Annotated in this window: 21 protein-coding genes; 8 read left to right on the top strand and 13 right to left on the bottom strand. The window is 59.3% G+C overall.

Annotation, left to right across the window (positions count from 1 at the left end):
• The first annotated feature begins 119 nt into the window (after nucleotides 1-119).
• From PYTT_RS06335 to PYTT_RS06330, 3 genes are all read left to right on the top strand, one after another.
• A complete protein-coding gene (locus tag PYTT_RS06335; protein ID WP_071133339.1) occupies nucleotides 120-1,163 on the top strand; it encodes a hypothetical protein in 1,044 nt (347 codons plus the stop codon).
• Nucleotides 1,164-1,176: 13 nt separating this feature from the next.
• A complete protein-coding gene (locus PYTT_RS13330) occupies nucleotides 1,177-1,857 on the top strand; it encodes an FxLYD domain-containing protein (protein ID WP_141675796.1) in 681 nt (226 codons plus the stop codon).
• Between the two features lie 93 nt (nucleotides 1,858-1,950).
• On the top strand, nucleotides 1,951-2,511 hold the full coding sequence (locus PYTT_RS06330) for a GNAT family N-acetyltransferase (protein WP_067775515.1): 561 nt from the start codon (nucleotides 1,951-1,953) through the stop codon (nucleotides 2,509-2,511).
• Between the two features lie 47 nt (nucleotides 2,512-2,558).
• Here PYTT_RS06330 and PYTT_RS06325 read toward each other — a convergent pair whose 3' ends face one another.
• Both PYTT_RS06325 and PYTT_RS06320 read right to left on the bottom strand, forming a co-directional pair.
• Complete coding sequence (locus tag PYTT_RS06325; RefSeq protein ID WP_067775518.1) at nucleotides 2,559-3,185, bottom strand: hypothetical protein; 627 nt, start codon at nucleotides 3,183-3,185, stop codon at nucleotides 2,559-2,561.
• A gap of 50 nt (nucleotides 3,186-3,235) precedes the next feature.
• A complete protein-coding gene (locus PYTT_RS06320; protein ID WP_141675797.1) occupies nucleotides 3,236-3,928 on the bottom strand; it encodes a hypothetical protein in 693 nt (230 codons plus the stop codon).
• A gap of 59 nt (nucleotides 3,929-3,987) precedes the next feature.
• Here PYTT_RS06320 and aroB point away from each other — a divergent pair, with 59 nt between their 5' ends.
• The 5 genes from aroB (at nucleotide 3,988) to PYTT_RS06295 (ending at nucleotide 9,586) form a co-directional block, all read left to right on the top strand.
• The gene (gene aroB / locus PYTT_RS06315) at nucleotides 3,988-5,097 is read left to right on the top strand and encodes a 3-dehydroquinate synthase (RefSeq protein ID WP_067775524.1); all 1,110 of its coding nucleotides are present in this window, start codon (nucleotides 3,988-3,990) and stop codon (nucleotides 5,095-5,097) included.
• Between the two features lie 250 nt (nucleotides 5,098-5,347).
• The gene (locus tag PYTT_RS06310; protein ID WP_067775527.1) at nucleotides 5,348-5,956 is read left to right on the top strand and encodes a GNAT family N-acetyltransferase; all 609 of its coding nucleotides are present in this window, start codon (nucleotides 5,348-5,350) and stop codon (nucleotides 5,954-5,956) included.
• A gap of 61 nt (nucleotides 5,957-6,017) precedes the next feature.
• Nucleotides 6,018-7,130, top strand: a complete 1,113-nt coding sequence (locus PYTT_RS06305) for an aminopeptidase (protein WP_067775530.1) — start codon at nucleotides 6,018-6,020, stop codon at nucleotides 7,128-7,130.
• 11 nt (nucleotides 7,131-7,141) lie between these two features.
• Complete coding sequence (yaeI, locus tag PYTT_RS06300; RefSeq protein ID WP_067775534.1) at nucleotides 7,142-8,002, top strand: phosphodiesterase YaeI; 861 nt, start codon at nucleotides 7,142-7,144, stop codon at nucleotides 8,000-8,002.
• A gap of 294 nt (nucleotides 8,003-8,296) precedes the next feature.
• The gene (locus PYTT_RS06295) at nucleotides 8,297-9,586 is read left to right on the top strand and encodes an O-acetylhomoserine aminocarboxypropyltransferase/cysteine synthase family protein (protein ID WP_067775538.1); all 1,290 of its coding nucleotides are present in this window, start codon (nucleotides 8,297-8,299) and stop codon (nucleotides 9,584-9,586) included.
• A 31-nt stretch (nucleotides 9,587-9,617) separates the two neighbouring features.
• Here the strand turns inward: PYTT_RS06295 and mdtD are convergent, their stop codons facing one another.
• The 11 genes from mdtD to PYTT_RS06240 form a co-directional block, all read right to left on the bottom strand.
• Nucleotides 9,618-11,057, bottom strand: a complete 1,440-nt coding sequence (gene mdtD, locus PYTT_RS06290; protein WP_245741088.1) for a multidrug transporter subunit MdtD — start codon at nucleotides 11,055-11,057, stop codon at nucleotides 9,618-9,620.
• A 70-nt stretch (nucleotides 11,058-11,127) separates the two neighbouring features.
• Nucleotides 11,128-13,035: a RecQ family ATP-dependent DNA helicase gene (locus PYTT_RS06285; RefSeq protein ID WP_071133336.1), complete on the bottom strand. Its 1,908-nt coding sequence runs from the start codon at nucleotides 13,033-13,035 to the stop codon at nucleotides 11,128-11,130.
• A gap of 55 nt (nucleotides 13,036-13,090) precedes the next feature.
• Nucleotides 13,091-14,386, bottom strand: a complete 1,296-nt coding sequence (gene hisD / locus PYTT_RS06280) for a histidinol dehydrogenase (RefSeq protein ID WP_067775636.1) — start codon at nucleotides 14,384-14,386, stop codon at nucleotides 13,091-13,093.
• A gap of 120 nt (nucleotides 14,387-14,506) precedes the next feature.
• Entirely contained in the window at nucleotides 14,507-14,929 is a 423-nt protein-coding gene (locus PYTT_RS06275; RefSeq protein ID WP_067775546.1) for a hypothetical protein, read from the bottom strand.
• Between the two features lie 15 nt (nucleotides 14,930-14,944).
• Nucleotides 14,945-15,904 carry a L,D-transpeptidase family protein gene (locus PYTT_RS06270; protein ID WP_067775551.1) on the bottom strand — a complete coding sequence of 320 codons (960 nt, stop codon included), beginning with the start codon at nucleotides 15,902-15,904 and terminating at the stop codon, nucleotides 14,945-14,947.
• A 30-nt stretch (nucleotides 15,905-15,934) separates the two neighbouring features.
• Nucleotides 15,935-16,237: a LysM peptidoglycan-binding domain-containing protein gene (locus PYTT_RS06265; RefSeq protein WP_067775554.1), complete on the bottom strand. Its 303-nt coding sequence runs from the start codon at nucleotides 16,235-16,237 to the stop codon at nucleotides 15,935-15,937.
• Nucleotides 16,238-16,262: 25 nt separating this feature from the next.
• Nucleotides 16,263-16,940: a LysM peptidoglycan-binding domain-containing protein gene (locus tag PYTT_RS06260; protein ID WP_067775557.1), complete on the bottom strand. Its 678-nt coding sequence runs from the start codon at nucleotides 16,938-16,940 to the stop codon at nucleotides 16,263-16,265.
• A 36-nt stretch (nucleotides 16,941-16,976) separates the two neighbouring features.
• Nucleotides 16,977-17,774, bottom strand: a complete 798-nt coding sequence (locus PYTT_RS06255; protein ID WP_067775560.1) for a LysM peptidoglycan-binding domain-containing protein — start codon at nucleotides 17,772-17,774, stop codon at nucleotides 16,977-16,979.
• A gap of 88 nt (nucleotides 17,775-17,862) precedes the next feature.
• Nucleotides 17,863-18,678 (bottom strand): TatD family hydrolase, encoded by an 816-nt coding sequence (locus PYTT_RS06250; protein WP_067775563.1) that lies wholly within the window; start codon nucleotides 18,676-18,678, stop codon nucleotides 17,863-17,865.
• 9 nt (nucleotides 18,679-18,687) lie between these two features.
• Nucleotides 18,688-20,199, bottom strand: coding sequence for a potassium/proton antiporter (locus tag PYTT_RS06245; RefSeq protein ID WP_067775568.1), 1,512 nt, complete (start codon nucleotides 20,197-20,199; stop codon nucleotides 18,688-18,690).
• 98 nt (nucleotides 20,200-20,297) lie between these two features.
• Nucleotides 20,298-22,484: an MFS transporter gene (locus tag PYTT_RS06240; protein WP_067775571.1), complete on the bottom strand. Its 2,187-nt coding sequence runs from the start codon at nucleotides 22,482-22,484 to the stop codon at nucleotides 20,298-20,300.
• Between the last annotated feature and the right edge of the window lie 101 nt (nucleotides 22,485-22,585).

The following is a 22,585-nucleotide window of genomic DNA, read 5'->3' as shown; positions in this document are numbered from 1 at the left end:
CAAAATAATGTTCGCATTTCCGAACATTATTTTGTATAGTCTGAACACCGCAACATATAGATACCCTCCAGTACTTCATTTATCATATCAATCGAACCCTCACATCCAGCAGAACAAAAATGAAACGATACGAACAGTCAAAACGATGGAGCTTGTTGTACCCCGCACTCATGCTTTTGGCTTGTACCACACAAGCACAGGGACACTTGGGTGAAACAAAGGAGCAAATAACACAAGCTCTAGGATCAGCGATTACCCAAAACCAACCGAATTCAAACGGGACGGTAGAGATCTGGAGAAAAGGAGCCTATACCATCCAAGCGACATTTCATCCTTATGGAAATTGTACCAAGTTATTAATTAGGAAAAAGGCGAATACTGAGTTTTCCAAGGAAGAGGCAATAAAAATTAGAGCATTTTTGTGCCCAAACCATGTTTTCACTCCATTAGCTGATTTCCAGCGAGAATTCACCAATGGAGAATTGGAATTTGCCAAAGATGGAACTTACCAATCCGTTTTTACAAAAACGGCAACTGGCAATATTTTAATGCTCCGAGATACAAGACCAGATAAAAACACCAAAAATCCCGGTATTGCCAAAAAATGGGCCGAATATCAACAAACAGAAACTAAACCTGCTACCATAGGTGCCACTTATAAAACATTTGAAGATAAATGGGGGAAGTCATATCAAACCGAATTGAGTACATACGGATTTAACGCAACATGGATTGAACAAGGATACGAAATTACAGCGATATTTGCAGGTAAAACAGGCCCTTGTTTCAAAATTGTCATCCACCCTATTGCCCGCCAATCAAGCGGATTCCCTGCCGACATTTTACCGTCCATGGAAAAGCGTTTTATCCCACAAGCGCAATTTAATGAAATTTGGACCGAAGCACAACTTTCGGAGCAAGAGAAAAAAAAGAGAAAGGCGCAAGACAAAAAAGATTTTCCCTATGGTACGGGAACACCTCATCCGAATAGATTCTTTTTTAAAAATAAATCTATCATTCATATTTCAGAAGATGGTCGTTTCCGATCGGTATATTTAAACTCATACGATGCGCTTGGCACCGAGTTAGGGATATGGCTCATTGATATGTCGCTCGACGTGACGGCACAGAACTCTACAAGTAGTAACTTGAAAGACTTATAACCTCCCGCATACCATGCAACTTTACTTTTATACAAATACACAAGGAATCGTTTGCGGCCCAGTGACCGCAGATTCGTTGCAGGAAATGCTTGATCGGCGACAATTGAATCCACAATGCCAAGTATATATAGAAGAAGAGCAAACATGGAAACCATTGGCCTGTTTCATTACGGCACAACCTAGGCAACAAGTAAGCAGCACCAAACACCGTTCAGCAAATATCCCGCAAAAATATCGGCCCAATAATACGCCTAAATCACACGATTTACTGATATTAAAAATCTGCATATTTATCATTGGTAGTGCATCATTGATATATTATACATTTCGAAATCCCAAGCCGTCTCAATCAAGTCTCTCAAGTATCACCGAAGCCATCAGCCATACATCCAACTCATCTATAGCCATTCCATCTCCCTCACATCCTCAAAATTTCAAACTGGTCGGCACTATACAAAGCTCTACAGATGAATTCGGATTCACTTATATATATGCCCAAATCAAAAATGAATCCGGCACCAATTATCAATCCGTACACGCCTCATTCGCTATAAGGGATAAAAATGGCAATGTCGTCTCCATGGCATATGGCTGTTGCCTCAATATGAAAGCGGGAGAAACGAAAGCATTTGAAGCCGTCGCCCAAATAACTGTCTTCGATGGTATTACTCTAAATAGCGTATTCGGCACATAAAGGATCTGCTCTCTACCCTCTCTCAATGAAAAACCATCATGACAAAAGTTGCATTAATAGTGGAATATGTTATCGTCTTTCAAACCTGTAACGATGCATCCTTCCCACATTCCTGTTTGCCTCTTCCAATCCGCACGCCTCGACTTCCGCAAGCTTGCGGAGGGTGATTTCGCTGCACTCTGCGCCATTCTTCAGGATGAACGGACCATGTATGCATGGGAACACGGCTTTACGGCCGAAGAAGTCCGCGCATGGGTTGATAAAAACCTGCACCGTTACGAGACGGACGGCTTCAGCTATTTCGCCGCCATCCGGCGCGATACGGGCGAACTCATCGGTGTGATGGGACCTCTGATGGAGGAGGTGGAAGACACCCGGCATATCGGAATCGCCTATATTCTGCGCCGGGATTGCTGGCACTGCGGCTATGCTGCCGAAGGAGCCGCCGCCTGCCTGCAATACGCGTTCGAGGAGTTGCATGCCGAACAGGTCATTGCCCAGATACGCCCCGAAAACACGGCTTCACGCCGGGTTGCCGAACGTCTCGGCATGACCGTAACCGGCCAATTCGTCAAAACCTACCGGGGAAAGGACATGCCCCACCTGATCTACGCCATCGGCAGGGCGCAAGCCCAAGCCTTCATGCAAGCATAGTCCCGCGCTGATTCCATGCGTTGCCGCCGGTCCTATCGGCCGCCTCGTCAACAGGCCATCATTTCGAGGCGCCATTTCCCATCGCGATACCGGAAAGAGCATGACATCACATCCTTGCGTGCCTCTCCATCGGAATCTTTGCTTTCGAACCAGATACCGAGACTAATCCGGTCATCACTTATACACCAAATACCACCGCTAGGCTGCATCGTCAAACTGATGGGAATCGGCGAATCCGACCCTTTTTCGAGATTTCCGACAATCCTGTCCCATACCTTTCGTAACGTTTCCTTCTTCACCTCGGCAGGAATGCGCACATGCGAGCGGGCGACCCACCCCGAATCATCCGTCCAGACGTTCCGCCCATCCACACGCTTGTGGCTGCCTCTCTGCGCCCGAACAGGCTTGCCTTCCACACCGTATTCCGTCACCTCAAGCGCACCGTCCTCCACCTTCACGATAAACTCGGCGTCCTTGCTGAAAAGACGCAGCGTTTCACCGTCGAGAATCTGAAAAACATCCGTCTCCGCCTTTTCCGTCAGCAGGCTGCCCATCATCTGCCGCACTTCGGCAATATCGGGAGCTACTTTGGATTCAGCCGCACGCTCTGCACCGAAGGCGGAGGATACAGCAACAGCGGTACAACCCAGCATCAGGGTAGTATGTATATTCATATAATCCTGTACTATCACACGGGTCTTCTCCAGTCAACCGAAAACATCCATCAACACGCACTGATAAAAACCTGCCATTTCCCGTCGATCCATCGGCAAAGACAAGACATCATCCGGGTAGAGCCGTCTCCCAAGATCATTTCAATGCCGATACTGATCTCACCCGAATCATGCACCGTCATGCCCGAATGTGCCTTCTGTTCCGAAACGCCCAGATCCTCATGCACTTTCCGCACCCAGTCCCGGAGAAAATTCGCCGATACGGCAACAGGCACGCGATATTGCCGCACCGCCTCCATCCCGGGATCATCCACCCAAACCAATCCGCCGTCCTCCTGCACGTATGTGCCGCGCTTGCTCCCGCCGGAGGGGCTTCGGCAGGCACAGCGGGCGGAGATTGATACGAAGCTTCCCCCGGCAGCGACAAAAAAGCCGTTTTTCCGAACAGCCGAATCGTCACGCTCATACCGATCAGTTTCCCGTACTGGTACTCCTTCATCACCTGCACCGCCGCTGCTGCGCCCTCCGGCAAGCCTCCCTCCAGATAAATATACGGTCTCGGATCCCCCGCTGCCGGGCCGGATGCAGATGCAAAGGCGGACAGCCCCGCCACGGCGGCAAGCCCGCACCCCGGCATTAAAGAAACGAAGCGATTCATCACACTGCCCTTCATACTGCCGGCAGCACATGAAGTCAACCTGAAATTCGATCTCATCTGCATCACAACGGCCGACATGCACCATGTCGCCGCTGCGGGGAGATTGCCCTTGAACCGCCCATCGATGTCGGGTACAATCCCGCCATGCCGACGGTTACTTTGTCTCTGGGAAAGGATTCGTACGATGTCCATGTCATGAACGGCGCTCTCGACCGCCTCGGCGACCTCGTTCACCGCAGCCGCCTGACGGGTCATGCCGCCATCGTGACGGATACGACGGTCGTACGCCACTACGGTGAACGCGCCCGCCTCGCTCTTGAAGAGGCCGGCTACACGACCTCCCTGCACGTCGTCGATGCCGGCGAGCAGAGCAAGAGCCTTGCCACTGTCGAAACGCTGGCCTCCGAACTGGTCAAGGCCGGAGTGGATCGCTCCGGATTCATCGTCGCGCTCGGCGGCGGAGTCGTCGGAGACCTCGCCGGGTTCACGGCCTCCATCCATTACCGCGGCATCCCGTTCGTTCAGGTACCCACCACCATCATGGCGCAGGTGGATAGCTCCGTAGGGGGTAAAACCGCCGTCAACATCCCTGCCGGGAAAAACCTTGTCGGCTCCTTCCACCAGCCCCGCCTCGTCGTCGTCGATCCTCTCACGCTCACCACGCTTCCCGCCCGCGTCATCCGCGAAGGCATGGCCGAGATGGTGAAACACGCCGCCATCCGCGATGCCGCCATGCTCTACGACATCCGCGCGCTCGCAGAAGAAACCGAACTCGGCTTCACCCTTTCGACCATCGAACGCCTTCCCGACCTCATCGCGCGCAACATCGCCATCAAGGCCCGCGTCGTCGAAGAAGATGAAAAGGAAACCAAGGACGTACGCGCCTTCCTGAATTTCGGCCATACCCTCGGCCACGGCATCGAAGCCGCCGTCCCCTACGGCGAGCTGCTGCACGGCGAAGTCGTCAGCCTCGGCATGCGTGCCGCCCTCTTCCTCAGCGAAAAATATGCCGGGCTTTCCGCCCATGCTTCGGAAGATGTTCTCTCCACACTCAAGGCGCTTGAGCTTCCCCTCGTCCTGCCCGAAGGAATCGACCCCGCGACTGCGCTTGAAAAGACATTGACGGACAAAAAATTCCAGGCAGGCATGATCCGCTTCGTCCTGCTCGGAGCGCTCGGACAGCCGACCATCTCGGACGATATCACGATCGACGACCTCAAGGAAGCGCTTGCTCTGCTGCAACGGCCCGCGTAAAACGCAGCTCCATTCCCTCCCCATGCACGGTTCCGCTCTTGACGCACCGGGGAGCATCCTGCTATAAACAGTCCACATGACGGACATTGCGTAACAAGGGATTTCCATGGCGATCCCGAAAACCGGGCCATGGAACTGCCCTCCGCCTTCTCGCGCCCGACGCACGGAAGGATTTTGAACCACCGCGGCAATAGCGTTCCCATCGCAACGGAACGGTTGCCTACCCATTCATTTCAAAGATTACGCAATCATGAACCTGCAAATACGCCCTGAAAACGATCAGGATTTCCATCTCGTCGAAGACCTCACCCGCAACGCCTTCTGGGATGTTTACCAACCCGGATGCACCGAGCATCTGATTCTCCACAGGCTGCGGCAGTCGCCCGGCTTCATTTCCGCACTTGATCTCGTCGCCGAAGACGAAGGGGTCATCGCCGGACACGGCATCGCCACCCGGGCAACCGTGACGGATGCTCAGGGAACCTCCCACGATGTCCTCTGCCTCGGCCCGTTGAGCGTCGATCCCTCCCGCCAGGGCCAGGGCATCGGCGGCAGCCTCATCCGCGCCCTGACGGACAAGGCCCGCGCGCTCGGCTACCGGGCCATCGTCCTGATCGGGCATCCGTCCTACTACGGGCGCTTCGGATTCCGCTGCACGGAGGAATGGGGCATCACCATGCCGGACGGCAGCTGCTTCCCGGAAATGATGCTCGTCGAACTCTACCCCGGCGCACTGGACGGCATACGCGGCACCTTCCATCCGGACGCCGCTTTCGATGTCTCACAGGAAGAAGCCGATGTCTTCGACCTCCGGTTCCCCCACCGGGACAAACACATCACCGACACCCAGCTCAAGTAAGGAGGACGTTGCACGGACATTGCACTTGTCGCACTCTCAAGGTTCGTGATAGGATAGCGCCATGAAAGACCCACGTTTCGACGCGCTCGCCCGGCAACTGGTCGGCTACTCCACCCGCCTGCAGCAAGGCGACCACATCCTGCTCGAACTTTCCGATGCGCCCGATGAAATGGCCGTCGCCCTCATCCGCGCCGTGCGTGCAGCCGGAGGCTTCCCCCACATCCGGCTGCACCACGGCCTCGTCTCCCGCGAGATGATGGCCGGAGCGCAGGAAGAACAATACGCCGCCGTGGCGGACGACCTGATGCACGAAATGAAGCGCATGCAGGCCTACATTGCCATCCGCGGAGCGAACAACAGCTTCGAGAACTCCTCCGTGCCGCCGGACAAAATGCAGCTCGTCATGAAGCACATGCGCCCGGTCGTCAACCAGCGCGTCACCCACACCCGCTGGTGCGGCCTCCGCTGGCCCACCCCCTCCATGGCCCAGCAGGCGGGCATGGGCACCGAAGCCTTCGAGGACTTCTACTTCCGCTGCTGCCTGATGGACTACGCCCCGCTCAAGGCCGCCATGGACATCCTCGCCAAGCGCATGGAAGCCACGGACCAGGTCCACATCACCGGGCCCGGCACCGACCTGCGCTTCTCCATCAAAGGCATGCCCGCCATCCCCTGCGCGGGAGAATACAACATGCCGGACGGCGAAGTCTTCACCGCCCCCATCCGCGACTCCGTCGAAGGCATCCTCCGCTACAATGCACCCACCGTCTTCCAGGGAACGCCGTTCGACGGCATCGAATTCCGCTTCGAGAAGGGCCGCATCGTCGAAGCCCACTGCAACGGCAATGACGAAGGCCTCCGCCACATCCTCGACACGGACGAAGGCGCACGCTACATCGGCGAATTCGCCCTCGGCGTGAACCCCGCCATCCTCCAGCCCATGCGCGACATCCTCTTCGACGAGAAAATCGCAGGCTCCTTCCACTTCACCCCCGGCGAAGCCTACGACGTCGCGCCGAACGGCAACCACTCGCAGGTTCACTGGGATCTCGTCTGCATCCAGCGCAAGGACTACGGCGGCGGCGAAATCCGCTTCGACGGCGAACTCATCCGCAAGGACGGCCTCTTCCTCGACCCCGCCCTCGCCTGCCTCAACCCCGAGCCGCAAGCCTGACCCCCTCCGGCATGGATACGCCCGACGACACGCCGCAACCCGGCCAGCCGCGCCGATTCTGGACCCGCCGCCGCTTCCTGACGGCGGGCCTGCTAGCAGCGGCAGGCACGGCCTCCTACGGATGGTGGGAAGCCGACCGGCTGGAATGCAACGTCATCCGGCTTCCCAAGGGACTGCTGCCCGGCATTCCCCGGCTGCGTATCCTGCACCTGTCCGACATGCACGACGATGTCGCCATGCTCCGCCGGGCCATCGACAAGGGGATCGAAGCCAAGCCGGATTTCGCCGCCTTCACGGGCGACCTCGTCACCAGCTTCACCCGCCTGGCGCGCACCCGCAGCTACATCGAACCGTTGAAATACCTCGCGGAGAGCATCCCCTGCTACGCCTGCTACGGCAATCACGACATGGAAAAGCTCGAAAGCGTGGAGCGCATCTTCCAGACGGCCGGAATCCGCATCCTGCGCAACGAAAGTGCGCTGTGGACCGCACCCGACGGCAGAACCCTCCGCATCGCCGGAATCGGCGACTGGACGGAAGGGGATGAAGACCCGGGCAAATGCCTGCAACCCCTCTCTGCCGGCACGCCGCCCCAGCCCGTCATCGTCCTCTCCCACAACCCGGAAAGCCGCTTCGCCCTCGAAGACTATTACTGGAACCTCATGCTCTGCGGCCACACCCACGGCGGCCAGATCGGCATCCCCTTCACCGGCAAATACCTCAGCTTCCGGGGAGACATGGTCGCCGGGCTGTACCCCTTCGACGGCAAATGCGACAACCGGCAGGTCTTCGTCACGCGCGGCGTCGGCAACATCGGCGGCATGCGATTCTTCTGCCCGCCCGAAGTCGATATCCTCGAATACGAGGGATGAAAGGGTTTCAGCCACAGATTTCACAGATTGGCACAGATGTTGGATGATTGAATCCGGCTGATTGCCGGATGGCAAATCGAATTGTTTGATCAATATTGCATCAAACAATAGCAAGATGCAGGAAATACATCTTTCATTCATCTCTTGCAATCCGGCTGATCGCCGGATTCTTACTTGAAAAATCTGTGCCAATCTGTGAAATCTGTGGCTCAACCCCTCCTCACCGCCCCAATCCCCGCCACCCGGCAAGATAGGCGTTGACGTTTCGCGGCAAGGTTGTTAGCATGGGCCATCATGAAACCTACCGATTCTCCCGGCCTGAGCACCATCGTCATTCGCGGCGGTTACAAAAACGAACCTGCGACCAACGCCTGCGCTGTCCCCCTCTACCTGACGAGCGCCTACAATTTCCCGACGAGCGACTACGCCGCCGACCTGTTCGCCCTGAAGCAGCCCGGCAACATCTACACCCGCCTGAACAACCCCACCAACGACGTGCTTGAACAACGCCTCGCCGCGATGCACGGAGGCACGGGAGCCCTCGTCTTCTCGTCCGGGCAGGCCGCCACGACCACCGCCGTGCTGAACATCACCAGCGCGGGACAGAACATCGTCGCCTCGAACGCCCTCTACGGCGGCACGATGAACCTCTTCGCCTACACGCTCAAACGCCTCGGCATCGAAACACGCTTCGTCAACACAAAAGACCTCGCCGCCGTCGAAGCCGCCATCGACGAAAACACTCGCCTCGTCTTCTCCGAAACCATCCCGAACCCGCGCAACACTGTGGAGGATTACGAAGCCATCGCCGACATCGCCCACAGGCACGGCATCCCCTTCATCATCGACAATACCGTCACCCCTCCGAACTGGTTCAACCCCTTCGAACACGGCGTGGACATCATCGTCTATTCCCTCACCAAATTCATCTCCGGCCACGGCACAGTACTGGGCGGTGCCATCGTCGAAAAAGGCACCTTCGACTGGAACAACGGCAAATTCCCCGAAATCTGCGAACCCGATCCCTCCTACCACGGCGTCAGCTACTGGGAAAGCTTCCCCGGCATGTCCTACGTCCTCAAGGCGCGCGCACAACTCCTCCGCGACTTCGGCAACTGCCTCTCCCCCTTCAACGCCCACCAGATCATGCAGGGCATGGAAACGCTGCCGCTGCGCCTCAAGGCTCATGCCGACAATGCGCTGTCCGTCGCCGAATGGCTCTCGAAACATCCCGCCGTCACCTCCGTCAACTATCCCGGCCTGCCCGCCCATCCCGACCACGCCATGGCGGCCCGTTACTTCAAGAACGGCTTCGGCGGCATGATCGGCTTCACCATCAAGGGCGGCCGCGCAGGCAGCCGGAAATTCATGGACGCCGTCCAAATGCTCTCCCACATGACGAACCTCGGCGATGCGAAAACGGTCGTCACGCATCCTGCGTCCACCACCCACCAGCAGCTCACCGACCAGCAACTCATCGACTGCGGCATCTCGGAAGACTTCATCCGCATGTCCGTCGGCCTCGAAGACGTCAAGGACATCATCGCCGATCTCGACCAGGCGCTTGCCGCCTCCCAGTCCTGACGCGGCAACAGCTCCCTCTCATCCGGCGGCATCAGGCTTCTTCAGGCCCGGTGCCGTCCGCTTTTTCCGGGGAAGCGCTGCGACGGATGCCGCCTTTGCCCTTGTTCCTGTCCACGCGGGAGAAAACGAGCGAACTCAGCGCGCACAGGCAGCCGATCGTCACGAAAGTGGCATGAAACGCCGTCATTACATCATCGGAGCTGCGCCCGGCATCCTGCCCTCCCAGCGCATCGAGCAGCAGAGAAGCCGCCGCAATGCTGATGGCGATGGAAAGCTGCATGATCATCGAAAGTAGAGAATTGCCGCTGCTTGCGTACTCGTCCGGCAGGTCGATCAGGGTCAGCGTATTCATGCAGGTGAACTGCACCGAGTTTGCCGCGCCCAGCACCGCCAGCAGGGCGAGCAGCGTCAGATCGTCGCTCGACTGCGTGATGAAGGCGAAACAAACCAGCATCGCGCCGATCGTCACCGTATTCAGAATCATGATCGTCCGGTAGCCCAGCGTCTTGATGAGCCGCGTCGCCACCGTCTTCGCCAGCAGGTTCGAGAGAGCCAGCGGCAGCAGGAACAACCCGGACTTGAACGCGGAAAAACCGAGGGCAACCTGAAAGAACAGAGGCATCAGGTACGGCAGGCAGCTCCCACCCAGGCGGCAAACCAGATTGCCCGCGATGCCGATGGCGAAATTGCGGATGCGGAACAAGGCCGGACTGAACAGCGGCGCACCGCTGCGGCATGCGAACAGCCAGTACAGCAGCTGCAGCAGCACGCCCGCCGAACCCAGCACGGCCATGTGCAGCTTGTCCGGCATGCCGTGTGCGCTCTCAAGACTCACCGACAACAGCACCGCCGAACCCGAAAACAGCAGAAACCCCTTCCAGTCGAACTTCTGCGCCTTCACGGCGTGCAGGTCGGGCATGAAACGGCGCGTCGCCCAGAACCCTGCGATGCCCACGGGAATATTGATCAGGAAAATCCAGTGCCATGTGGCGTACTGCACCAGAATGCCTCCCAGCACAGGTCCCAGCAGCGGGCCGAGCAAGCCTGGAATCGTCACGAAGTTCATCACCTTCACGAACATCCACCGAGGATAGGAGCGCAGAATGGCCAACCTGCCCACGGGCATCAGGAATGCACCGCCGATCCCCTGCACGACGCGGCATGCCGTCATCATCTCCACGGAGGTGGACAGCGCGCAAAGCAGCGACCCCAGAGTGAACAGGAAAATGGCCGTCAGAAACGTGCGCCTCATGCCGAACCTGTCGGAAACCCAGCCCGAAGCGGGAATCAGCACGCACACCGTCAGCATGTAGGCCGTCACAAGCGAGTGGAGCTGCAGAGGATCGCAGGCGAAACTCCGGGCGATCGAAGGAATCGCCGTATTCAGGATCGTCGCATCCAGAAGCTGCATGAAAAACGCAGCCGCCACGAGCAACGGCAGCCACCGCAGGGCTTCTGGTTTCGCAGGCAACGGATGCATGGCGTACAACGGAGTATGCACCCTCACACCGGAAGGGACAAGCCCCGAGTCTGTCCGCACCTCAGCTCCGGCCGCAGAACCGCGCCACATCCTCCCAGCCGCAGCCGGAACAGGCTCCATACAGCGGGTGCGCCCACAAACGGGCGCGCAGGGAAGCAGGCGAGGAAATGCCCAGCAGAAAGCGCACCCACTGCGAAGGGCGGCTCAGAGCGGAAAGCCCCCTGTCCGCCAGCTCGTCGAGCTGCTCCCTCAAATCGTCCGGGAACGCCGATTCCATATCTTCAGGGCAGGCGATGCGCTCGCCCCTGCACAGGAAACAATGGCCGCACGGCTCCTCGCCGGGAAAACCGAAATACGCACCGAGCGCACGGTTCAGGCAATCATGCCCGGTGAACATGCCGAGTACGGTATCCAGCCTCTCCTGCGCCGCGCGGCAGCGGCCCGCATAATAATCCGCCAGCAGATCCGCCACATCGCGGGGAGAGGCCGCGGGATCGAGAGTCCTGACCTGCAGCGCGCTCTGCCTGAATGCAATCTTCCACTCGCCGGACTGCTCCATCTCGTCGAGGCAGGCGCGAGCCTCCGTCCAGTCCATATCGAACTCGAACGCCAGATCCTCCACCTCGCCCTCGCGATGGCCGTCCAGCCAGAGCAGCACCTTGCGCTCTTCCTCGCTGCGGCCGTCGAGAATGGTGCCGATCGGGAACAGGGGCCGGGCCTTGTAATACTTCGCCCCGCGTGCGGCTACCTCCACGATTCCCTCATCCTGCATGCGCTGCAGAATGCGCTGAATCACCTCTTCGGGAAGATCGCACTCGGTGCCGAGCTCCCACAGGGAAACGACGCGGCGGGCGGCGGGCAACAGCCAGCGGACGCAGCGCATCAGCCCCTCATCGTCCGGCACCTCGCCGCGTATGCGGTTGCGCGCCGTCACGAGATCGCCGGGAGACAGGAGAACGAGGCTCCACGACGGCCCGCCGTCGCGCCCCGCACGGCCCGACTCCTGAATGTAGGATTCCGGATTGGCGGGAAGATGGTAGTGGACGACGGTGCGGACATCCTGCTTGTCGATCCCCATGCCGAAGGCGATGGTAGCGACGAGCACATCGCAGCTCCCGGAAAGGAAATCGTCCTGAATCCTCGCCCGCACATCCGTCGGCTGGCCCGCATGGTAGGCTCGCGCGGAGAAACCCGCTTTCCCGAGCCTGTCCGCCACCTCCTCGGTGCTTTTGCGCGTGCGGCAGTACACGATGGCGGGCAGATGCTCCGGCTCGCGCAGGAAGCCTTCCAGCAGCCCGTCCCTGCCCTCTTCGGAAACGCTGCAAACGCGGCGGTCGATACCGGGGCGGTACGGCGACAGGGCGAACACATGCCCGGCGGCAATGCCGAACGCCCGGCACAGGTCTTCCTGCACGCGGAGGGTCGCCGTGGCAGTCAGAGCCATCACGGCATGGAAACCGTGCGGCTCGGCCCACGCCGGGAGCTTCAAATAATCGGGCCGGAAGCTGTGCCCCCACTCGGAAACGCAATGAGCCTCGTCCACGACGAACAGCCCCTTCGGCACATCCCGCAGGGCATCCGCCAGCTCCGCATTGTCGAGCGACTCGGGAGCCACGAACAGAATCGCCAGCTCCCCGGCACGCAGCGCCTCCAGCGTCTCCGCCCGCTCGGCGGGAGAAAGGCCGGATTCCCAGCGGCGGGCGGCGATGCCCAACGCATGGAGGGAATCCTCCTGATCCCGCATCAGGGCGATCAACGGCGAAACGACGACGCTCGTACCGCCGAACAGCACGGCGGCCGCCTGATAGCACAGGCTCTTGCCGTGGCCCGTCGGCAACACGCCGAGGCACGACTCGCCCCGCAGGGCGCAGGCAATCAGCTCCCGCTGCACGGGGCGGAACGAAGGCTTGCCGAAAAGGGAAAGCACACGGCTCTCATCCTCCGGCGAAAGCAGGGTCGTCATGGACATGGGCGCAGGAAGGCAAAAAAGGCGGGAGGCTTGCCGCCGCCCGCCTTCCGCCGCATCAGCTTTCGGCGCGGAGTTCGAGCGAACGCCCGTGGGCATCCAGCCCTTCGACTTCCGCAAAGACTTTCACGAACGGCACGCTCCGTTCGGCGGCGGCCTTATCCATGCGCACGATGCTCGTGCGGCGCTGGAACTGGTCGGCGCGGATGCCGGAGAACGACTTGCCGCTGCCGCCCGTCGGCAGCGTGTGGCTCGGCCCGGCGAGGAAATCGCCGCAAGCCACCGTCGAATAATTGCCTACATAAATCGCACCTGCCGTATGAATGCCGGCAAGGGTTTCCTCTTCGTCTTCTTCGTTGACGACGAGAACGAGATGCTCCGGAGCGAAGGCATTGGCGAGTTTCGCGCCGTCCTTCAGCGTCGGCACGAGGAAGCCGAAGGCGTGTTCGTCCAGCACCTCGCAGATGTAGGCGCCGCGGTTCAGCGTAGCCGCCTGCTTCTCGATCTCTTCCTCGACCTTTTCCAGCAGGGAGGAAGAAGTCGTCACCATCACGATCACGCTGTCAGGCCCGTGTTCGGCCTGCGCCAGAAGATCGGCGGCGACAAAGGCCGGATTGGCCGTCTCGTCCGCCAGCACCATCACTTCGCTCGGCCCCGGAAGGAGGTCGATGGAAACGGCACCGACAAGCTGGCGCTTGGCCTCGACGACGAAGCGGTTGCCCGGACCGAAGATTTTTTCGACGGGCTTGATCGTCTCGGTACCGAGGGCAAGGGCGGCCACGGCCTGTGCGCCGCCCACCTTGTAAATCTCCGTTGCGCCCGCTTCCTGCAGGGCATACAGCAGGGCGGGATTCATCTTGCCGTCCGGCCCGCAGGGGGACACGGCGACGATCTCCGGCACGCCGACGGCGAGAGCGAAGCCGCCCGTCATCAGCGCGGAGGAAACGAGGGGAGCCTTTCCGGCGGGCACATAGATGCCGACGCGCCGGTAGGGAACGAAACGCTCGCCGACTTCGCAGCCCTGGGCATTCACGCCGCTCCAGTCCTGGCGCATGCTGTTTTTGGAAAAATAGGCGATATTGTGCAGGGATGCCTCGATGGCGGCCTTCACCTCGTCCGACACGGCTGCGCGGGCTTCCTGCAGCTCTTCATCGGTCACACGGAGAGTATCGGGCGTCAGATGCACATGGTCGAAACGTTCGGCGTAATCCACAAGAGCCTCATCGCCCCGGGCCTCCACATCGGCAATGATCTTCTCTACCGTCTCCCGCACATTCCGGTCGGGTACGGCGCGGCGATCCATCCGGCTCAACGCCACATCATAATCCTCGTCTGTTTCGCGATAAATTTTCATACACAAAAAGCGGCTGCCGTCCTGCGGAAGCGCGCACATCATGGCAGGAGCCACAGGCAAAGTCAATCCCGGAGTAGGGCTTGCCCAAACGGGCCCGGTAGACCGCCGCCAGAAGGAGAATCACTCTTCGCCCAGCAGACCGCGTTCCTTGGCGAAGCGGGCGATCGCGTGCAGATCCTCCAAAGGAATCGCGCTGGAAGACAATTTACAGGCGCGGTTCTTCCCGTCCCACAGAGTGAGAGTGAAGATTTCGGCAGCACCCTGGGTTCTGTCGTCCACTTCGGCGCGGACGACCTCTTCCCACGGCAAATCCTTTTTCACCATGCCGCAGACGGTGATCCGCACGCCCTGTTCGGAAACGCGGATGGCATACGTCATATACAGCAATCCGCCGATCAGCACGACGCCGCTGCCCAGAACGATCTGCCAGAGCCTCGCCGTATCTTCCGCCCTCATCCATGCATACACGGCCATCAGAACGATGGCGGCAATCGCCATGCCGAAGAAAGCGCGATTGGGCGCACGGTAGGTTTTGCTTTCCATGTGCAGGATGAGCCGTCAGACTGCAGCCGGAGTTCCCGCCGCAGGGGCAAGCGGGGAGGCGGCCGGCACAACGGGTCTCGGGTCGGAAATGGATTCGGGAGCCTTTTCCGGAACAGCCGGAACGGCGGAAGGAGCAGGTGCCGGAGTCGCATCGGCCGGATTAGCAGCAGGAGCGGCTGGCGTTTCCGCAGGAGCAGGCTTGGGCTCGGGTTTCGGCGCGACAGGCTTCTTCTTCGGCACCGGAGGATTCACCGCCGCCACAGGCTTCAGGTCGGAGGCAGAGGCATGGCCGCTGCTGTCCTCGATGCCGTTCGTGACGATGACAGGCGTACCGACGGAGGTAATGCGGAACAGCTTTTCAGCCGGAGCCTTCGGCATGCGGATGCAGCCGTGCGAACGGGGGGAACGCCCCACCTTGCCGACATGCAGGCCGACGCCGCAGTTGGTCAGCCGCTGCCAGTACGGCATGGGAGAGCCGACGAAAGCTCCGCCTTCGGGCGGCGTTTCGGTGAAGGCATCGGCATCGCCGTTCGTCGTCTTGCCGGAGGCATCGACAAAGCGGCCATAGCGGTTGGACGCATGCTTGACTTCCTTGCCCAGCACCTTATAACTGCCTGCGGGCGTAGGGCGGCTGCGCACGCCCGTGCAGACAGGCCAGTCCATGCCCACCTTGCCGTTCACATAAAGCCGGGCGCGCTGTTCCTTCAGGCTGACGACGACTTTGGAGTTGCCGCCATTCGCCTGAGCCAGCAATGCATTGTCATAAAATACATCGTAGGTTTTCGGATAATCCTTGCGTGCGACGAAATGGTTATAGGTGTTGGCCGGATACGGATTCTTGTACAGGGGATCGCTCTTGTTCACGGAGCGGGGGGATGCGGGCAATCCCGCATCATCCTTTTTCTCCGGCTTGACCGACGTACAGGATCCCAGTATCAGGGAGCAACCCAGAAGGCTCAGAAAAATTTTATTCATAGCAAAAGGCGGACGCTGATTCATCAGGTCCTAATGTGTATCTTCCATGCGCACCCTGATCGTCTGCCCCGTTCTGATACGGGCTTTCTTGTTCAGGCGGGAGTCCTTGCGGATTTCATCCGCAGTCGTACCGAATTTTTTGGCAATGGATTCGAGAGTTTCCCCTCTCTTGACAGCGTAGGTATGCAGGTGGCGTTTCGGCTTTGCTGCGGAAACGCCACTTTGCTTGCCCGCATGCAGCGCGGCAACAGCAGTCTCTCCGGACGCCGTACCTCCAAAGGCCGCGATGGCGGCGATGCAAAGGCAGGCAAGAGTCGAGAAAATGTTGTTCATGGCGCTTTTATGCGTTCAGCGGCAGTTACTTGGGGATCTGCACGGTCTGACCGCGCTTCACCTGAGCCTTCGAGGAAAGGCCCGATGCCAAACGGATGGCCTTGGGTGTAGAACCCATTTTCTTGGCAATGGATTCGATGGTTTCGCCCCGCTTCACGGTGTAGCTCATCGTGCTGGCGTGCGTCACGCTCTTCGTTTTCGACTTGGAAGAGACCGACGATTTTCCGGAGGAAGGAGCATCACCCTTGTAGCGCACATAGATCACATCGCCGGGATAGATCTTGTCGTTCTTGAGCTTGGAGTCCTTCATGATCTGCGAAACGGTCGTGCCGCTCTTGCGGGCGATGCGTTCCAGCACATCGCCCTTCTTGACGGTGTACTTGTACACAGCGGGCTTGGCAGGCTGCTTCTTCGTCGAGCCGATCTTCTTCGTCGTACCCGTCTTGCCGCCGGTGTTCGATTTCACCTTGGGCGTGTTGATGACGGGTTCGTCATAGGAGCCGACATCCGGCGTTTCAGTCAGATATGAAGGCACCGTGTCGTTGGAGGCAATGACATCGCCTTTCACCCACGGCGGCACTGCATCCGCGGGAAGTTCGATAATCGGTTCATCGATGCCGGCCGTATCCTTGCTGGACTGGCAGGAGACGAGCGCCAGGGACAGGCCCATCAGGCACAGGAGGGAAGCTCTTTTCATTTTCATGTTGGTTTTGGATTTTTTGGGGGTGGATAAGGATGGTTATTTGGGAATGCGGACGGTCTGGCCCGGTTTGACCCTGGCGCTGGAGGAAAGCCCCGTTGCACCGCGGACGGCTTTGGAGGTGGAACCGAATTTCTTCGCAATGCTTTCAACCGTATCGCCCTTCTTCGCGGTATAGCTTACCGTTTTGGCATGCTTGACCGTAGGCTTGAGCTTTGTTTCGGTCTTTCTGGAAGACGAGGAGGATTTGCGCGAAGACGAGGAGGAGGAAACCCTGCTCTTGCCGGAGGACGAGGTGCGCGTACTCTTGACCGTGCGGCGGGATTCGGTGCGGGAGGATTCCGCCTTCTGCGCCTTGAAGGGCACGATGATCGAGGTGCCGGGCTTCACCTGCGACGAGGTGAGGCTGGACAGGCGCATGATGTCGTCCACCGTCGTGTTGCTCAAGGCCGCGATGCGGCTCAGGTCGTCACCCTTGCGGAAGGTGTAGCGATACAGCTTGTAGCCATTGGCGGAAACGCGGTTCGCCGTGGAGGCGGCCGGCCCGAGCTGGCGGTCGCTCGGCGTCTTCGCCGTATTCACGACGCCATCAATGTTGCCGCCCGTCTCGTCGGGAATGGTCACGCTGTTGTTGGCAAAGTAGTCCGGCGTGCGGGAACCGGCGGCCACCTGCGGACCGTCTTCCTGCATCCAGGGCGGGATTTCGCCGTTGGCGATCGGAGTCGCCGTTTCAAGATCGTCCAGAGAAAACTCTCCGGCATTTTGGGTAGATTGGCAAGATGTTACGACGAAAGCCAGGCAGGCGCTCACGCCGAGGAGTAAAAATTTTTTACGCATGTCGCCAATTCCATAACAGCTGAAGGCTGCAAACTCAAGTTTTTATCGCGTCACAGCCTCGCTTTTTCCATGCCGGGAGATGCGGTGTTCACACATGGTCAGGCAGCCGGAAGAAGCGGCGGGCATTCGCCGTGGTCGCCGCCTCGATTTCCGGCACGGGCAACCCGCGCAACGCGGCAATTTTGTCCGCCACGTAGCGCACGCGCCCCGGTTCGTTCTGGCTGCCCCTGTATGGTTCGGGCGAGAGGTAGGGGGCGTCCGTTTCCACCATCAGGCGGTCGAGAGGGCACCAGGCGGCGACGTCCTGCACCTGCCTGCCGTTCTTGAAGGTGACGATACCCGTGACGGAGATCATCCCGTCCAAACCCGAAAAGATGGTTTCGGCCTGCGCACGGTCGCCGATGAAGCAGTGGAATACAGGCTTCACGCGGGGAAAGTTGCGGGCAATGGCCACGGCATCGTCGAAACTGGCGGAGCCCTTGCGATCCCGCGTATGGATGGAGATGTTCAGCCCGAGCGTTTCCGCAATGGCGAAGTGGCGCTCCAGCAAATCGCGCTGCAGGGCATGGTAGCCCGCTTCATCGCATCCTTCGGGCGCAGGATGGAAGTAATCCAGCCCCGCTTCGCCGATGGCGGCCAGCGCATGCTTCCCGCCCAGTGCCTGCAGCAGCTCCATATCCTCCGGGGTAGCCAGATGGGCTTCCGTCGGATGGATGGCCAGGCAGGCCGAGACGTAATCCGGCATCGCCGCCGCCAGTTCGAGCTGGGTTTCCCAGTCCGGACGGTGCGTGCCGAGGGAGATGCAGTGCGTCACGCCCAGCTCGCGCGAGCGTTCGGCCAGTTCCTGCATGGATGTTTGTGCGTAATGGTGGGAGGCGAGATGGCAATGGGTATCGATCAGCATGTCGGAATATCAGGATGGTTCTTCTTCCTTGCGGTGGGAAAGGATGCGCCGGGCTGCGTCGAACTGCCGGGGTTCGGCAAGGAACATGAGCCCGTCTCCCCCGAGGATGCGCGTGTTGCCTTCGGGCACGACGAAGCCGTCGCCGCGGCGTATGAGGAAAATGCGCGTTTCCTTCGGCAAATGCAAGTCGCGGATCAGACAGTTTTCCGCCGCTGTGCCCGCTTCGATTTCGTATTCGATCATTTCCCCGGCAATGGTGTTGGTCTGCTCGAACTGGAGCGGGGACCTCCGGCGGACGACGAAGGGTTTGTCGAGCTTCAGCAGCTTGGCGACGGGCATCAGCGTCGATCCCTGAATCAGTACGGAGGTGATGACGATAAAGAAGACGACGGTGAAGTATTCATGCGCATTCGGCACGCCGTAGATGGCCGGAAAAGTGGCCAGCACAATGGGGGCGGCTCCGCGCAATCCGACCCACGAGACGAAGGTGCGCTCCCGCCATGTGTAGCGGCTGCCCAGCATGCACAGATACACGGCTGCCGGGCGGGCGACCAGCATGAGTACGACGGAGAGGACGAGGCCTTCCACCGCGATGCCGGGCAGTTCCCGAGGGTTGACCAGCAGGCCGAGCATCAGGAACATAGTGACCTGCATCAGCCATGAAATGCCGTCGTTGAAGTGGATGAACCCGTTTTTGTACAGGAATTTCCGGTTGCCCATCATCAGGCCGCAGACGTACACGGCCATGAACCCGTTGCCGCCGGCTATCTCGCAGATGCCGTAGCAAAAGAGTACCAGCCCGATTCCCAGTACGAGGTAGAGGCCATCGTATTCCAGCCCGACGCGGTCGAAGATACGCGCCGCCGCATAACCGATCGCCAGACCGAAGGCGATGCCGAGGCTCATGCGCGTCAGGAAGCTGGTCAGCACCGTCCAATAGGAATCGCCGGGATTGCCGATCATTCCGATCATGAAGATCGTCATGAAGGCGGCCATCGGGTCGTTGCTGCCGGATTCCAGCTCCAGCAGGGGCTTGAGCTGCCCTTTCAGGCTGACTCCGCGCGAACGCAGCACCGCAAACACGGCGGCGGCATCCGTCGAGGAAATGATCGCGCCGAGCAGCATGGCGTATTCGAATTGCAGGTCGAAGAAAGCCATGCCCGCCAGAGCGACGACGAGTGCCGTCAGCAACACGCCGAGGCTGGCAAGGATGCCGCCCGTCACGGTACAGCGCTTGATGCTCTGCCAGTTCGTGCCAAGGCCTCCCGAGAAGAGAATGTAGCACAGGGCGACGGAGCCGAAGAAGTTGGCTATTCTGTAATTGGTGAAGGAAATGCCGCCCCAGTCGATGAAGGACAGGCGGGCTATACCGTCCGTTCCGGCCAGCATGCCCACAGCCAGAAACATCAGCAATACGGGCGTATTCACCCGCGACGAGATCTTGCTCGCGAGAATGCCCAGAATAATGAGGGCGGCACTTCCGAAGAAGTACCATTCCATCGGTATGGCATGCGTGTCCATCGGTGTTTTCGGGAGATGCGAAAGGAGAACCGGAAGAAGGGCCGCCCGAGCGGTTCGCCTTCCTCCGATTCTCCCGGCTTATTCGTTCAATGTCGGAATCAGGCTTTCTTCTCGTCCGGCATCTTGCCGTTGGTGAAGTATTCCTCGATTTCTTCAAGCGTACGTCCCTTGGTTTCCGGGAGGAAGAACGCCGCCGTGATGAAGTAGATGACGGTGAAACCGGCCAGCGTGTAGAACACGCCGGAGTAGCCCCATGCGCTGACCCACGGCAGGAAGGTGCCCGCGATGACGGTCGAGACGCCTTGGTTGATCAGCAGTGCGATGGCCATGCCGTTGGAACGGATGCGGGTGGGCATCAGTTCGGAGAGGGCAAGCCAGACGCAGACGCCCGGACCCACGGCGTAGAAGGCGATGAACACGACGAAGAAGAGAGTGACCAGCCAACCGGTCGTGGCGCTGGGCTTCTGGCCCAGTTCAGCCTTCACGACTTCGACGGTCTTCAGATCGCCGGGTTTGGCCGTTTGCTTCTTGCCCCACATATCGTCCCACCACTTGCCGAAGCTGCTCGGTTCAAGCACAATGCCGGGAGTCACGCTGACGCCTTGGAAAGGAGCGGCGGCGATTTCTTCCGTTTTCTCCACATCGCCCTGCTTGTAGCTGACGGCGAGTGTCGGATGCTGACCGGCCTTGGCCGTATCGTTCGTTTCGGCGAGCTTCTGGGCGGCCTTCTTGTCGGTCGCCAGCTTCATTTCCATCAGGAAGTCCACATCGTTGAGGGTGACCTTGACACCGCCGTCCTTGACTTTCTTGGACAGTTGCTCCGTCACATCCACTTCCGTGCCTTCGACGGTTTTCCATGTCGCCTTGTTGATGGCAAGATCCTGCTTGTCCTTGGCATAGACGGCAAAGACGGGGTTGTGCTGGGTCTTCTTCGCATCGGCATATTTCTGTTCGCCGAAGAATTCGCCCACGGTCAGCAGGGATTCACCGTCTTCCTTGTACTTGTAGGTCACGATGAGCTGCGTGCCGGGCGTAATCGAATCAAGACCGAGCTTCTTCTGGACGTCCGTGTCCGCCAGATCGACATTGAGTTTGGAGGCGTCATCCTTCAACATGGCCTGCACCTGTGCGGTCACGTCCTTGCGTTCCTTCTCGACGGTGAGGAACAGCGTAGCGGCACCGGCAAGACCGACGATCACGCCGGAAGTACCGAGCTTGAGCAGGAACTTGCGCCCCTTCTTGTCCACCAAAGCGACGGCCACGACGGTCATCACGCAGTTGGCGATCTTCAGGGAAAGGTCGGCCCAGTTGCCGTAGGTACCTTCAAGACCGGCCTGCTGGAAGACCTTCACGGAGTAGTTCAACACGGAGTTGATACCCGTGGCCTGGTTGCACGCGAGAATGACGACGGCAAGAATGAAGGGGATCACGTACTTGCGCTGCAGGATGCTGTCGCCGCCCTTCTTGGCAGCCTGCTTGGCTGCCTTTTTGGCTTCGGCCTGCCTGCGTTCTTCTTCTTCCGTCTCTTCCATTTCTTTCAAAATGGCCTGAGCGTTTTCTTCGCCGTTGTTGCGGGCGAGGGAAGCCAGAGCTTCATCCTTGCGGCCTCGGCGGAAGAGCCAGCGGGGAGATTCGGAAAGGCGGAATGCGCCGAAGAAGAGAATGATGCCCGGAACCATGGACACCCAGAAAATCACCTGCCACGCATGGGCCTTGGTGCTTGTCACGATTTCCTTCGTGGCTTCCGGATCGGCAACGACGCTATCCACATGCTGCGCCGTGAAGAGGCCGATCAGAGCCGCGAAAACGAGGCCGACCGTCAGCAGGAACTGGAACATGCCGGTACCCTTGCCGCGGGCGTCCGCACCGAGACATTCCGCCAGATAGAGGGGAACGACGACGCCGACAAGGCCCGCGCTCGCACCCTGCAGGATGCGGCCGCCCATCAGCATCGAGAAACTGCCGTCGGAAAGGCAGATGACGGGAATGCTCAAGGTGAAGAGCAAGGCCGACAGGATGATGACCGGCTTGCGGCCGAAGATATCGGAAAGCACCCCGGCGAAGAGCGAGGAAAGCACGCTGCCGAAAAGAACGGCGGCCACCACCTGCGAGAGCTGGGATTCCGTGTAGGAGGAGGTATCCTGAATGTAGGGGAGTGCCGCGGCGATGATGCCGACGTCCACCCCGTAGAGGAGACCGCCCAGACCCGCCATGATGAGAAGATAGCGGGCATAACTTTTCACTGAAGCCGGGAGTGCGGCTTTCATAGGAGCATCGTTACTCATAACGGTGCCATGTTACCCGTTTTCACGGGGCTCTGCAACCACAAATTTCACGCTTCCCCTTACCAAACCTCTGCATACATGAGGCTTGGAGGTGTTTTTCA

It is taken from the genome of Neoakkermansia glycaniphila, from assembly GCF_900097105.1.
GTDB classification, from domain to species: domain Bacteria; phylum Verrucomicrobiota; class Verrucomicrobiia; order Verrucomicrobiales; family Akkermansiaceae; genus Akkermansia; species Akkermansia glycaniphila.
This window is presented reverse-complemented; position numbering and strand designations above follow the sequence as displayed.